The organism is Pinirhizobacter sp. (assembly GCF_036499745.1).
Lineage (GTDB): Bacteria > Pseudomonadota > Gammaproteobacteria > Xanthomonadales > Rhodanobacteraceae > Pinirhizobacter.
This window is the reverse complement of record NZ_DASYDG010000017.1, coordinates 39,351-53,059: the sequence shown is the minus strand read 5'-3', so window position 1 is coordinate 53,059 and position 13,709 is coordinate 39,351. Positions and strand designations below refer to the sequence as shown.

Here is a 13,709-nt window from a genome sequence, read left to right as displayed (position 1 = left end):
ATGGGCGGGGCGTTGACCCCTTGACCGGGCGCGTAGGCTGGAGCAATGAACCAACCTTCACTTTTCGCCGGCGGTACCGAGGTGCTGCTTGACGACGCCTCCGGCTACATCGTGCACGCACTGGATGTCATTCCCGCGACAACCGCGGCGGAATGGTTTGCCCGGCTACGCGACGACGTGCCCTGGCAGTCCGACCGGCGCCTGATGTACGACCGTGAGGTTGATGTCCCGCGGTTGCGCGCGGAATACCGTGTGGACTCACCCGACGCGCCGGATCTTTTGCTCCAGGCGGTTGCCGCGGCGCGCACGGTGGTGGATGCGCCATACGACAGCGCCGGGCTTAATTATTACCGGGACGAAAAAGACAGCGTGGCCCCGCACAACGACAAGCTGCAGTTCATCCGCGAAGGCGAGCCCATCGCCCTGCTGTCACTGGGCGACACACGCCGCATGGTGATCCGGGCCAAGCAGCCGCCCCGCCGTGTACTGAAGGTGGACATGGTGCCCGGCTCGGTGCTGGTGATGAGCTACGCCACGCAGTTGCACTACAACCACGGCATTCCCAAGCAGGCCGCCCCGGCCGGGCCGCGCATCAGCGTGGCGTTTCGGGTACGCGGTGAGACGGCGTACCGATCGTAGTCCACCAATCAACCGTAGATGGCGCGGAGCTCTTGATAGACCGGATCGGTATCCGGGCGCTTGCCGTGCCAGCGTTCGAACGCGTCGGCGGCGGTCTCAATCAACATACCCAGGCCGTCGAAGGCGTATCGCGCCCCGGCGCCACGCGCCCAGCCGACGAAACCCGCGGCGGACTTTCCATAGGACAGGTCGTAGCAGAGGGCGCGGGAACCGATGATCGACACCGGGAGGTCCAAACCACCGCCGAGTGTGCCAGCGGAGGTTGCATTGACGATCAGGTCGAAGCTGCCGATGTCGTGAAGGTCTTCCCAATACCGTGTATGCGCGCGCGCCGGATCGCCGATGGAGTCGGCCAGGGCGTCGGCGGCCACCGGGCTGCGGTTGACGATGGTGAGCGTGCGTACGCCGGCGTCCAGCAGCTGCCACGCCACGCCGCGTGCTGCGCCGCCGGCGCCCAGCAGCAGCGTGTTGTGACCGCGCAGATCCTGGGCGTGCCGTTCGGTGATGTCACGGACCATGCCATCGCCATCGGTGTTGTGCGCCTCGAGCCTGCCATCGGGCAGCTGCGTCAGCACATTGGCAGTACCGGCGCGCGTCGCCGTGGCGGTGGCGGTATCGGCCATGGCAAACGCCGTGGCCTTGTGCGGAAGGGTGACGTTGGCGCCGCGGCCATCGACGAAGAACGCGCGCACGGCCTCATCGAAGACCTCTGGCGAGGCGTCGATCGCTTCGTAGGAGAGGTCGATGCCGAACTGACTGGCGAAATCGGCTTGGATGCGCGGCGACAGGCTGTGGGCAATGGGATGGCCGAAGACGGCAAAGCGCTGGCGCGGGGGCATCGAAGGGTTCCAGGAGGCAAGAATCGACCGGGAAGTGTAGCGGCTCGCGCCCGTCGCGGTCCGTGAGACGACGGCAGGCCAGGATCGTTCCACGCCACATCACCACCCGAAGGGGCTTGCCATGAACACCGACCTTTCCCAGCTCACACCGGCCGGCCGCCGCGCCGCCATCGCCCTGGCCTGGCTGGTCGGCGGCTGCCTGCTGCTCGCCTTCACGCCATTGTCCTCGCGTAGTGTGGCCCTGGGCTGGACACCGGCGTTCTGGCTGGTCTTCGCGCCGATGAGCGTGCTGCTTGCACTGCGGCCCACCCTGCCCCTTCGTCTGCTGGCGGCGGCCCTGCGTCGCTAGCCGCGGATCCCCAGGCGCTTGAGTTCCATCCGGCGCAGGAATTCCTGCATCACGCGGTCGTAGAGGTCGTCGCCAAGGTAGGCATCTTCCACACCCGCATCGATCGACGGGTTGTCGTTGACCTCGATCACCACCGGGCGGTCACCCACCACTTTGATGTCCACGCCGTACAGCCCGTCGCCGATGGGCTGGGTGGCCTTCAGGGCCAGCTTGATCACTTCCGACGGTGCTTCGCGCACCGGTAGGGTGCGGAAGCCACCGGATTTCTCCGTGCCCTTGGCGCCGTGGTTGTAGATCTGCCAGTGGCCGCGCGACATGAAATACTGGCAGGCATACAAGGCCTCGTGGTTGAGCACGCCCACGCGCCAGTCGAACTCGGTGTAGAGGTATTCCTGCGCCAGCAACAGTGCGCTGTGCTGGAACAACTCGCCGGCGGCTTTCTCCAGCGCCTGGGCGCTCTCCACCTTCACCACGCCGCGTGAGAACGATCCATCGGGAATCTTCAGCACGATGGGCAGGCCGAGCTTCTCCACCAGTGCACCGAGCTTGCGCAAGTCATCGCGGTAGATGATTTCCGTCTTCGGTACCGCGAGCTTTCGCGAGGCCATGAGGTCGTTCAGGAAGATCTTGTTCGTGCAGCGCAGGATCGAAGTCGGGTCGTCCATCACCACCATGCCCTCGCGCTCGGCACGGTGGGCGAAGCGATAGGTGTGGTTGTCGCTGGCGGTGGTCTCGCGGATGAACAGGCCGTCGTATTCGGCAAGACGGGAGTAATCGTTCTTGCTGATCGGGTCCACTTCCACGCCCAGCGATTTGCCGGCGGCGATGAATCCCTTCAGGGCCTTGCGGTTGGACGGCGGCATGGCCTCGTTGGGGTCCACCAGCATGGCGATGTCGTAGCGGTAGAGCTTGCGCACGCGGGGCTTGCGCCAGATCTTCCTGGAGAAGTTGTCCAGCGCCTGGGCGAAGGCGTCTTCCTGGGCGTCGTCCAGGGTGTGCAGGCCCACCGGCTTGATCGCGGCGATCTGCCAGACGCGGTCGCGCTCGAACTCGATGCGCATCAGCGGGCAGGGGAACATCTCGAAGATCTGCCTCGTAAGATCCTGCAGGTCTTCGTAGGCTGTCTCGCCGAAGTACACCAGCACGCCGAAGTCGGTGGTGTCGCGGCCTCCGGCAGGAAGGAATTTGGCCAGCTTCTCGTTGAGGTCGCCGATCGACAGGCCGTACAGCGAACGCCGGCGAAGGTCATTGACGGTACGCACCGACGGGATCACGCGGTGGCTTCGCGCCTCGGCCAGCAGGGACACGTAATAGCCCGTGCCAAGGTATTTATAGCTGCGGCACAGGTTCACCACGTGGGTGCGCTCATCGTCGCCACCGACCGGCCCGCGCAGGTAGTCCATGGCGGTCATGACGTCGGCGGAAGGGTAATAAGAGCCCCAGTCGGAGGCTTTTTCCACGACGATGACGAGCCGGCTCATGTGTCCTCTTGGTGTTGTCGGGCGACAGGCCATGCCGCACCCATGGGTGGGCAGTGTGGAGACATGTGGGCGCGGCCACAAGCGAGGGACTGAAGCCCGCATAAACCTTTCGGCGAAATTTTCATTGCTGCTGGAGGGTCGCTTCACTACAGTGCGCGCTCATTACGTCCTGCCCGGCCTCCAACGACACGCCCGTGCCCCCCACCCGCCCTGCCATCCTGCGTGCCATGGAACCGGCCCGCCCCTCGCGGCCACCCCCGGTCACGGCCGCGGTACGTGTCAGGCGCGCAGAAATTTCCGATCTGGATGACCTGGTCGCGCTGGAGGATTCAAGCTTCGCGCATGACCGCCTGAGCCGCGCTCAATACCGACGCCACCTGGATTCGGAAACCGCCCAGGTGCTGGTCGCCAGCGCCAACCATCGGCGCTTCCTTGGAACGGCCGTGGTGTTCTTCCGTAAGCAAAGCCGTATCGCCCGGCTGTATTCGATCGCGACCAAGCCTGAGAGCCAGGGCAAGGGCGTGGGCTCGGCGCTGATTGAAGCCGCCGAGCGCGCGGCCCGCGTGCGGCAGTGCAAATCGTTGCGCCTGGAGGTTCGCACCGACAACGCGGTGGCGATCGGCCTTTATGAGCGGCTGGGCTACCGGCGTATTGCCCAGTTGCCGTCGTACTACGCGGACGGCGCGGACGGCTATCGTTACGAGAAATCCTTCGACTGAAGAGCGACTATTTCACCGGCGGCGACATATCGTCGGTTCGCGCCACCAGGGCGCCCGTGCGCATCAGGCTTACCGTGTAGTGTCCGCCATCGGCCAGTGGCAGGTAGGCACCGCTGCCGAACGTGGTGTCCACTTCCGGAAGCCATTGCGGATAGCGATGGGACAGATCCAGGAAATCCCAGCCGTCGCGTTCCACCAGGGGCACCACCGTCGGCGTGGTCGAGGCCTCCTGGCTGGCCTGGTCGTAGCGGCCGCTCAGGCGATCGAGCCGGAACAAAGGCGGCGCACCGGCAAGCATGGCCGGGGTCTTCCACTTCACCACCACCGCTTCCACCCGGAAGGCGTCGCCGTTCAATTCCACCGTACGGCTCTTGCCGTCGGGAAATGAAAGATCGACCGACCAATGCTGTGGGCCCTGGGCGTGGGCCACCAGGCCCAGCACCGTGATGTCGTTGTCCAGCATCCGGTAGCCGCGGAGCATCCAGCCACCGGCCGCCGCTACCAGCGCCAGGGCCAGCAGCAACAAGGCCACCAGGCCGCGCAGCGCGGTCGATACACGCCCGCGGTAGCGCCTGCCATCGATGCCGCGATAACGCCGGCCGCCGGCGGCGATGGCGATGGCCAGCACCAGGCAGACCGCCGCCATGGCCAGCATCACGAAGGCGGGCAGCTTCAACAGGGTGGCCAGGCTCATCGGTTCTCTCCGTCGTCGTGCAAGGGCCAATCTACGCAGGATCGATGGGGGCGCACCGTGAACGTTATACTGGCCATCCCCGACATCCTGCGGATCGCCGACGACATGCGCGCCTATCTCGCCCTGGCCACCTTCATGGTGGCATCGCTGCTCTCCGCGTGCGGCAACAAAACCGACCTCGTGCTGCCGCCCCCCAAACCCGTGGCGCCCGGCAACGCAACGCCCGCCCCGGCCAAAGATGTTCCTGCCCCGCCATCCACGGCGGGGCTGGATCACAATCCGGCGGGCCTCGGTATCGGCAACGGCTGATGCCCCTGCGCTTTACCAAGATGCACGGTATCGGCAACGACTTCGTCGTGGTCGATGCCAGGCACGGTGGATTCGATCTCAAGCCCGCACAGATGGCAGCGATCGCCGACCGCCATACCGGCGTGGGTTTCGACCAGTTGCTGAGCATCGAAACCTCGCCCGATCCATCGTGCGCGTTTTATTACGGCATATGGAATGCCGATGGCAGCCCTGCAGGCCAGTGCGGCAACGGTGTGCGCTGCGTGGCGGCGTGGCTGCATCGCGCGGGCGCCTTCCCCCTCGATCGCGACACCCGGTTGCTCAGCCCTTCCGGCCCGGTCACCGTGCGCATGCTGGCCGATGGCCGGGTGGCGGTGGACGTGGGCGAGCCGCAGTTCTCCCCGGCCAGCCTGCCGTTCGCGGCGCAGACTGCCGAAAGTTACGACCTCACCGCGGGTCACGAATCAGTGGTGCTGCGCGTGGTGTCGATGGGCAACCCGCACGCGGTGGTCGAGGTGGACGACCTGCTCGATCCGCGCTGGAACGCCGTGGGTCCGCTGCTGAGCACCCACGCGGCTTTTCCCGAGGGCTGCAATATCGGCTTCGTGCGCCGCGTCGACGCCGGGCACGTGCAGTTGCGGGTGCACGAGCGAGGCAGTGGATGGACGCTTGCCTGCGGCACCGGTGCGTGCGCGGCCGCCGCGGTGCTGATGCGCGCCGGACGCCTGGATGAAACGGTGTCGGTCGACCTTCCCGGCGGGCGCTTGCAGGTGGATTGGCCGGGTCCCGGCCACCACTTGTGGATGACGGGTCCGGCGGCTTTCGTCTTCGAGGGCGAGTTCGCGTCCTGATGCCGGTACACTCCCCCTGCAAGCTACGCGTGGAGCCAAAGAACATGAGCAAGCCGTCGCCCGACCTTGGAATCAATGCCGACGACGTCGCCGGGTACCTGCGTGCGCATCCGGGTTTCCTGGCCGACTACCCCGACCTCGCCACGTCACTGGAAATTCCCCGCGAGCAGGGCGCCGCGGCGTCGCTCTCGGTGTACCAGCTGCAAAACCTCCGCGAGAAGAACCGCGAGCTCGAGGTGCGCCTGGCCGAACTCATCGGTATCGCAGGTGAAAACGAAACCCTGATGCAGCGCGTGCATGCGCTTACCCTGGCGGTGTTGCGTTCGACCACGGTGGAAAGCACCCTGCGCGGCATCGTTTCCCGCCTGCAGGAAGATTTCCGCAGCGAACGCGTGCGCGTACTGGTCTACGGTGGCCAGCAGCACCTGCCGGATGAACCCTGGCTGGTTCGCGAGCCGCGCGGCGCCGCCGGCCTGCCCGAGTTCGGTGACTTCCTCGGCCAGCAACAGCCGGTCGCCGGCCGCCTGGCACCGAACCGCTTGCGCCGCCTGTTCGGCGCCGATGCTGAAGACGTCCGCTCCGCCGCGATGATGAAACTGGGCGACGAGGCGATCCTCGCCATCGGCAGCACGGACCCTGATCGTTTCGCCCCGGGCATGGGCACCTTGTTCCTGAAGATGATCGCCGCTACCGCCAGCGCGGGCCTGTTCCGGGCACGCGAGGCCGCCTGACCCGCCCCATGGCGCCCAGCGCCCAGGTCGAAGCCTACCTGCGACACCTGGCTGCCGAACGGGCACCCTCGCCGCACACGCTGGAGGCTTACCGGCGTGACCTGGGCAAGTTGCTGGCGATGATGCAGGCGCATGGTGTGGACACGTTCGATGCACTCTCGCCCGATCGAGTCCGCGGCATGGTGGCTACCTCCCATCGCCAGGGGCTGGCGCCATCGAGCCTTCAACGATTGCTCTCTTCATGGCGCGGCCTGTTCCGTTACCTCGCGGCCGAGGGCCAGCTGGCCCACGATCCCGTGGCCGGCGTGCGCGGCCCGAAACTGCGCCGCAAGCTTCCCCAGGTACTCGACACCGACGAAGCCGCGGGCCTGGTTACCGTGGAAGGCGACGATGCACTGAGCGTGCGTGACCGCGCCATGCTGGAGCTCTTCTATTCCAGTGGCTTGCGGTTATCCGAACTCACCGGACTTCGCTGGGGCGACTTGGACCTTGCCGGTGGCGAAGTGCGCGTGCTCGGCAAGGGCCGGAAGCTGCGCATCGTGCCGGTCGGGCGTTTTGCCGTCCAGGCGTTGCAGGCACTGGCCAGCGGTGGCAACGCTGGACCTGAGCAGCCGGTTTTCCCCGGCCGTGGCGGCGCGCCGATCAGCTCGCGCGCGGTGCAGCTGCGCTTCAAGCAGATCGCGCTGCGCCAGGGAACGATGAAGCGCATCCATCCCCACCTGCTGCGGCATACATTTGCCAGTCACATGCTCGAATCATCGGGCGATCTGCGTGCGGTGCAGGAGTTGCTCGGCCACGCCGACATCGCCACTACGCAGATCTATACGCATCTGGACTACCAGTATTTGTCCAAGGTGTATGACAGCGCCCACCCGCGCGCTAAGAAGCGCTCGCCCTAGCCAGCCCGCGCGGCTAACCCCAAAAAAAATACCGCCGGCCCGGAGAGGCACGGCGGTTACAGGGGAGTACCACATTGGGGGTTTGCCGGTGCAGCGTGTTATTCGGTTTGGATCGATCTAAACACCCATAACCCGAGTAGATTCCAACCCGCCGGGCTTGTCAAGAGCCAGGCGATCCCTTGCGCTGGGCGTCGATCCTCCCCACATCGGGCAGTCATGCCTTCACACCCCAAGGAGACTTCCCGCATGGAATCCTTCCACGCCACCACCATCGTTTCGGTGCGCCGTAACGGCCAGGTCGTGATCGGCGGTGATGGCCAGGTCACCCTCGGCAACACGGTGATGAAGGCCAACGCCCGCAAGATCCGCCGTCTGGGCAGCAAGGGCGATGTCATTGCCGGCTTCGCCGGAGCCACGGCCGACGCCTTCACGCTGTTCGAGCTGTTCGAGGAAAAGCTGTCCAAGCACGGCGGCAACCTCACCCGCGCGGCAGTTGAAATGGCCAAGGAATGGCGCACCGACCGCCGCCTGGGGCGCCTGGAGGCCATGCTGGCCGTGGCCGACAAGGAAGCGTCCCTGCTGATCTCGGGCAACGGCGATGTACTGGAGCCTGAAAGCGGCCTGATCGCGATCGGTTCGGGTGGCCCGTACGCCCAATCCGCGGCTTTGGCGCTGCTGGCGCATACCGAACTGGATGCACGCACGATCGTCGAACATGCGTTGAAGATCGCCGGCGATATCTGCATTTATACCAACCACAACACGACGATCGAAGAACTCTGATGTCTGAACTCACTCCCCGCGAAATCGTCAACGAGCTGGACCGTTACATCATCGGCCAGCACGACGCCAAGCGCGCCGTGGCCATCGCCTTGCGCAACCGCTGGCGCCGCATGCAGCTTGATCCCTCGCTGCGCGATGAAGTGACGCCGAAGAACATCCTGATGATCGGCCCCACCGGTGTGGGCAAGACGGAAATCGCACGGCGCCTGGCGACGCTTGCCAATGCCCCTTTCGTGAAGGTGGAAGCGACCAAGTTCACCGAGGTCGGTTATGTCGGCAAGGATGTCGAATCAATCATCCGCGATCTTGTGGATGTGTCCTACAAGCTGGTACGCGACCAGGCCAAGGGTCGTGTGCGCAGCAAGGCTGAGGACGCTGCCGAGGATCGCATCCTGGATGCACTGCTGCCGCGCCGTCAGGCGCCCAGTGACTGGAATACCCCGGCCGCACCGGCCGTGGACAACGACACCCGCCAGAAGCTGCGCAAGCAGCTGCGCGAAGGCACGCTCGACGATCGCGAGATCGAACTGGACTTCACCACCAACGTAGGCGTGGAGATCGTCACCCCGCCCGGCATGGAGGAAATGAGCCAGCAGCTGGGCAAGATGTTCCAGAACCTTGGCGGTGCGCGCTCGCAGACACGCAAGCTCGCCATCCGTGCCGCCCGCCCGCTATTGGTGGAAGAAGAGGCGGGCAAGCTGGTCAACGACGAGGAATTGCGCGCCCATGCCGTGGACCTGGCCGAACAGAACGGCATCGTCTTCATCGACGAGATCGACAAGGTCGCCCAGCGCTCCGAATGGGGTGGCGCAGGAGTGAGCCGCGAAGGCGTCCAGCGCGACCTGCTGCCGCTGGTGGAAGGATCCACCGTCTCCACCAAGTTCGGCACCATCAAGACCGACCATGTGCTGTTCATCGCCTCCGGCGCGTTCTCGCTGGCCAAGCCGTCCGACCTGATCCCCGAACTACAGGGCCGCCTGCCGATCCGCGTGGAACTGTCGGCGCTGAGCGTCGACGACTTCAAGCGGATCCTCCGTGAGCCGCACAATGCTCTTACAAAACAATATGTTGCGCTTCTCGGTACGGAGGGCGTAACCCTGGAATTCGCCGAATCGGGTATCGACAGGCTGGCCGAGGTGGCTTTCCAGGTGAATGAGCGCACCGAGAACATCGGCGCCCGCCGCCTGCATACGGTGATGGAGCGCCTGCTGGAACGCATCTCGTTCGAGGCAGCGGACAAAAGCGGCGAAAAGTATGCGATCGACGCCGAATATGTCGATAACACGCTCTCAAGTCTCGTGAAAGACGAGGATTTGAGCCGTTACATCCTGTAAACAATCGTGAAGGCTTCAGTGGGTTAAAATATAGGCGTATGGGAAAGATCATTCAGTTAAAGACCAACGGTCAGCGGGCCGGCCTGCGCGAGGCGCAGGACAACCGCCAACTCGTTCGGTTGTGGCGCGGCGAACTCGAACACGGCAGCTTCTGCGGCTATGTGGGCGGTGTCGGCCGCGAATTCTTCCTGCTGTGGGTCGTCGGCGACGGCATCAGCTATGACGGCATGTACGTCATGCGCCATAGGGATGTTACCGAACTGGAAGTCCCCGACAAGCACCACTCCTTCCTCGAGAAAGCCCTGGCGCTCAAGGGCATCAGCCCCACGCCGCCGGCGGTTTTCCCGCTCGACGACATCGGCCAGGTGGTCCGTGCGGCCAGTGCCAACGCCAAGGTGATCGGCGTGCACGTGGACAGCGAGGAAGACACCGAGGTTTGCTACATCGGCCGGGTGGTGAGTTACGAGGAAGACGGCTTCAACATGCAGGAGATCACCCCCGACGCCGAATGGCTCGGCGAAGCGTCGTTCTTCGCCTGGGATGAGATCTCCACCATCAGCATCGAAGACGCCTATGCCGTCTCGCTGCTTGCGGTGGCGGGCGATCCACCGCCGCTGGAACAGGGTGACTCCGGCGGCGTCGGCCGCGCTCACTAGACGCACAAAAAAAGCCACCGGAGGGAAAGCCGGTGGCGATGTCTGGGAGATGCATTTCGTCGACGTCCGTCGATCTTTTGTTGTATCGCGTAGCGGGATCGAAGTGGGCGCGGCGGAAAGAATCCGCCGCGCCTTTTTGCTGCCGCAACCCCTCGTCAGAAGTCGTACGAAGCCGACAGGCGGACGAATCGCGGTGTTTCGAAGTAATTGCCCATGCCGTAGGTGTTGGACACCGAGTACGGGTCGGTTTCGTAGGTGTAGTCCGATTGGCGTTCCTTGCGCTCGTTGAACACGTTGAACACGTTCACCGAGAAGTTCACCTTGTGGTCGGCGAATGCAGGGCGCCAGGACAGGGCCACGTCTAGACGCTTGGTCCACGGCTCGTTGCCGGCGGCGCCCGGGGGCGACGGTGTGGAGTTGCAGATGTGGTACGACGAGCCATAGCCGATCGGATCGTCGCCGTTGTAGTAGTAACCCAGGCAGCTCTTGGGCGTACCTGAAAGGATCTGCACCGTCGCGCCCACGGTCCATTCGGTGTTGAAGGAATAGGCGCCGTTGAACTTGATCTGGTGGCGGCGATTGTTCGCCAGCAGGCCCGAGCTATATTCCATCAGCGTGGCGGCATCCCAGTCCTGCGTCTTGGACACATCGGTCTGGCCGATGTCCGACTTCACCTGGCCTTCGGTGTTGCCGTAGCTGCGAGCGAAGGTGTAATCAAGGCGGGCCCACCAGGTCCCGTCGTACGGGTGCTCGGCGTAGAGATCGAGCGCGGCGTATTTGCGCTTGGCGCCTTCGGTGAAGCCCCAGTCGGCGCTCGACATCTTCACGCGGGTGTAGCCGCCATCCACGTTCGGAACGTCGAAGGTATTGGTTTTGCCGGGATTGAAGATGATGCAGCCCGGTGGCAGCAGGGAATCAGGATCGCCACCGTCGGCGGCGTACTTGTCCTGCAGCTTGCCGGTATCGCAAACGTCATCGATCGCCGCCTGCAGCTTGCGCACCGTCACCTTGGCGCCCGTCACCCATTCAGGGCCCCATGCCTTGTCGATACCGAGGATCGCTTCGTCCTGGTACTGCGACTTCAGGTTGCTGGCGGCGACGGCCCTGGCGTGCGTCGGCTGACCGAACTCGTTGTCGGCCGATACCGGGCCATCGGTGAGCGGTGTGAGACCGGTCGGCGCACCGGTGGCGTCGATGCCCGTGTAGGTAAAATACTCGCGGGTATAGGTTGACGACGAAGCGCCGCGGATGGCTACGCTGTTAGGCAGCGCCAGGTAGTAACGGCCGAGGTTGCCGTAAACCTTCATGGTGGAATCGCCAAAAACGTCCCATGTGAAGCCCAGGCGCGGCGCGTACTGGTTGCCGCTTTTGACGTACGCTTCGCCGGTGTTGTTGTAGTTGTTGAACTTGTCGTTGCGCAGGCCGACCTTGATCATCACCGTATCGGTGGTCTGCCAGGTGTCCTCGATGTATTCGGCCTTCTGGTCCACCGACATGCTGGTGGCATCTTCGAAGATGTAACGCTGCACGTAGTAGCCGCGACCGCCGGCAGCCGGCACGCCCAGACCGGTATTGAGCGGCGCGGTGGGGTCGGCCGCGTGGCCGTAGATCCACAGGTAGTCCGGACCGCTGGTGACCTGCCCTTCGTTGTGCGCGTGGTAGGACATGTTGTCCATGCCCACCGCCAGGTGATGGTTGCCGAGCTGGTATTCCAGGTCGATGCGCGTGCCGTGGGTGCGGCTTCCCGCATCAGGCGCCATGCCGGTTGTGCTGGCCTGGTTGTTGGTGATCGGATCGCCGCCGGTGATCAGCGGGTCCTGCGTGGTCGAGCCGCTGATATACGGCAGCGGGCTGGCGGCAGGATTGTGCAGGTAGTCGTCAACTTTGCTCTTGCCGACGGTGGCTGTCAGCGTGAGGTCGTCGGTGATGTAGCTGGTGAATTTGCCGATATAGAACGTCGACGACAGCTTGGTGGAATCAGGATAGGCAACGAAGGCGCCTTCCTTCTTCGTGTCGTAGTTGTAGTCGTAGTACGAACCCTCCTTGCTGTCGCGGTTGCCCACCGCGGTCAGTTCCAGGATGTTGCTGTCGTTGATGTTCCAGTCCAGCTTGCCATACCACTTGGGTGTCGTTTCCTGGGTGTGGTTGTTGGCCACGATCGCCTGGTCGCTGGCCTGGGTAGACAGTCCCTGCTCCTTCTCAGCTTCCGCGGCGACGAAGATGAAGAGCTTGTCCTTGATCAGCGGGCCGCCGACGTAAGCATCGTAAGTGGTGGTCCAGCTCTTGTTGTTCTTGCGGTCACGGTACGCCGTGCCGGCAAGCTCGGGTGTGGAATAGCCATAGCCATCGGGCAGGCCCAGGCTGGGGTAACGGACGTTCTTCGGGTCCGAGGCCAGGAACTTCGGTTCCCAGTTCACCTGGCCGCCGAAGTGCCATTCGTTCGTGCCGCGCTTGCCCACCTGGCTGATCACGCCGCCGTCGGAACGGCCGTACTTGGCGCTGTAGCCGCCCGTGTAGGTTTCCTGCTGGTCGATCGCGCCGTAGGGCAGGCCGATGCCGCCGAGGTTCTTCAGAGGGTCGGAGCTGTTGTAGCCATTGAGGTAGTACGCGTTCTCGGTGACACCTGAGCCACCGAACGACACGGTGTTGCCGTTACCGAATTGACCGCTGCCCTCGACCGCACCCGGTGCCAGCAAGGCGATGGCCTCGGCGCTGCGCACCAGCGGCAGCTTGGCCAGCTGTTGGGAGGTGATCACCGTACGCGAGTCCACCGAGGTGACGTCGATGGCGGGCACCGATGCGGCCGTGACAGTCACGCTGCCAAGTGCCGTGGCGCTCTCGGCGCTGGGGCCGTTGAAGGAGACCTCGGTACCCTGGCCGACAACGATATTGACGTTCTTGCGCGTGTCTACCACTGCGCCGTCTTTTTCCAGCGACACGTTATAGGCGCCCAGCGGCAGGTTGGCGACACGGTAGCGCCCCGAAGCGTCGACCTGCACCTGGCGGGTAACGCCGGTGCTGCCGGAAACAGTCACGGTTTCATTGGCGGCGGCGGGCGCCTGGCCGAAAATCGTGCCGGTGGTGGACTGTGCATGGACGACGCCACCCAGGCTCATGGCCAAGGCAGCAACAAGAGCGGTGCGACGCAACTGCTGGCTGCGCCGTGTGGTATTCGAATGCATGGAGCGGCTCCCCTATGGCCTCTTTCGAGGCGTATAACCATTTGTTTTGGCAACAGTTTCCTGCCCAGGCCAAAGGCCCGGTTTCGGTAAACTACGTATTGAAGCTCCCTTGAACGGCGCGACTGCGTGGCTGGCCTGCATCCCCTCAGGCCGACTCTCGCCGTATGGAGAGATATAGCCGAATTTACATACGACTTCCAACGAAATCGTAACTTTCCGGCTAGGAATGTTTCCTAGTCATGACCTTATCGCAAGTTATTGCGC

The 13,709-nt window shown here is 64.2% G+C and carries 14 protein-coding genes; 10 read left to right on the top strand and 4 right to left on the bottom strand.

Annotated elements, in window-relative coordinates; genetic code table 11:
* The first annotated feature begins 45 nt into the window (after nt 1-45).
* Nucleotides 46-639, top strand: a complete 594-nt coding sequence (locus tag VGM61_RS06180) for an alpha-ketoglutarate-dependent dioxygenase AlkB (RefSeq protein ID WP_331521866.1) — start codon at nt 46-48, stop codon at nt 637-639.
* Nucleotides 640-647: 8 nt separating this feature from the next.
* On the opposite strand, the gene aroE is transcribed toward VGM61_RS06180, so the two are convergent.
* Nucleotides 648-1,478 (bottom strand): shikimate dehydrogenase, encoded by an 831-nt coding sequence (aroE, locus tag VGM61_RS06175; protein ID WP_331521865.1) that lies wholly within the window; start codon nt 1,476-1,478, stop codon nt 648-650.
* Nucleotides 1,479-1,599: 121 nt separating this feature from the next.
* Here aroE and VGM61_RS06170 point away from each other — a divergent pair, with 121 nt between their 5' ends.
* A complete protein-coding gene (locus VGM61_RS06170; RefSeq protein WP_331521864.1) occupies nt 1,600-1,827 on the top strand; it encodes a hypothetical protein in 228 nt (75 codons plus the stop codon).
* Here VGM61_RS06170 and VGM61_RS06165 read toward each other — a convergent pair.
* Nucleotides 1,824-3,308, bottom strand: a complete 1,485-nt coding sequence (locus VGM61_RS06165; protein WP_331521863.1) for a RimK family protein — start codon at nt 3,306-3,308, stop codon at nt 1,824-1,826. The two genes, VGM61_RS06170 and VGM61_RS06165, sit on opposite strands and share 4 nt — an antisense overlap.
* A 227-nt stretch (nt 3,309-3,535) precedes the next feature.
* Here VGM61_RS06165 and VGM61_RS06160 point away from each other — a divergent pair, with 227 nt between their 5' ends.
* Nucleotides 3,536-4,027: a GNAT family N-acetyltransferase gene (locus tag VGM61_RS06160; protein ID WP_331521931.1), complete on the top strand. Its 492-nt coding sequence runs from the start codon at nt 3,536-3,538 to the stop codon at nt 4,025-4,027.
* 7 nt (nt 4,028-4,034) lie between these two features.
* Here VGM61_RS06160 and VGM61_RS06155 read toward each other — a convergent pair whose 3' ends face one another.
* Entirely contained in the window at nt 4,035-4,721 is a 687-nt protein-coding gene (locus VGM61_RS06155) for a hypothetical protein (RefSeq protein ID WP_331521862.1), read from the bottom strand.
* Between the two features lie 57 nt (nt 4,722-4,778).
* Between VGM61_RS06155 and lptM the strand changes: the two genes are divergently transcribed.
* The 7 genes from lptM (at nt 4,779) to VGM61_RS06120 (ending at nt 10,263) form a co-directional block, all read left to right on the top strand.
* Nucleotides 4,779-5,030: an LPS translocon maturation chaperone LptM gene (gene lptM, locus VGM61_RS06150; protein ID WP_331521861.1), complete on the top strand. Its 252-nt coding sequence runs from the start codon at nt 4,779-4,781 to the stop codon at nt 5,028-5,030.
* Nucleotides 5,030-5,860 (top strand): diaminopimelate epimerase, encoded by an 831-nt coding sequence (dapF, locus tag VGM61_RS06145; protein ID WP_331521860.1) that lies wholly within the window; start codon nt 5,030-5,032, stop codon nt 5,858-5,860. The genes lptM and dapF overlap by 1 nt, the downstream gene beginning before the upstream one ends.
* Before the next feature lie 44 nt (nt 5,861-5,904).
* A complete protein-coding gene (locus tag VGM61_RS06140) occupies nt 5,905-6,591 on the top strand; it encodes a DUF484 family protein (RefSeq protein WP_331521859.1) in 687 nt (228 codons plus the stop codon).
* 8 nt (nt 6,592-6,599) lie between these two features.
* Nucleotides 6,600-7,490, top strand: coding sequence for a tyrosine recombinase XerC (locus tag VGM61_RS06135; RefSeq protein WP_331521858.1), 891 nt, complete (start codon nt 6,600-6,602; stop codon nt 7,488-7,490).
* A 246-nt stretch (nt 7,491-7,736) separates the two neighbouring features.
* Entirely contained in the window at nt 7,737-8,273 is a 537-nt protein-coding gene (gene hslV, locus VGM61_RS06130; protein ID WP_331521857.1) for an ATP-dependent protease subunit HslV, read from the top strand.
* Nucleotides 8,273-9,607, top strand: a complete 1,335-nt coding sequence (gene hslU, locus VGM61_RS06125) for an ATP-dependent protease ATPase subunit HslU (protein WP_331521856.1) — start codon at nt 8,273-8,275, stop codon at nt 9,605-9,607. The genes hslV and hslU overlap by 1 nt, the downstream gene beginning before the upstream one ends.
* 38 nt (nt 9,608-9,645) lie before the next feature.
* Nucleotides 9,646-10,263: a hypothetical protein gene (locus VGM61_RS06120; protein WP_331521855.1), complete on the top strand. Its 618-nt coding sequence runs from the start codon at nt 9,646-9,648 to the stop codon at nt 10,261-10,263.
* A 155-nt stretch (nt 10,264-10,418) separates the two neighbouring features.
* On the opposite strand, the gene VGM61_RS06115 is transcribed toward VGM61_RS06120, so the two are convergent.
* Nucleotides 10,419-13,445: a TonB-dependent receptor gene (locus tag VGM61_RS06115; RefSeq protein ID WP_331521854.1), complete on the bottom strand. Its 3,027-nt coding sequence runs from the start codon at nt 13,443-13,445 to the stop codon at nt 10,419-10,421.
* Between the last annotated feature and the right edge of the window lie 264 nt (nt 13,446-13,709).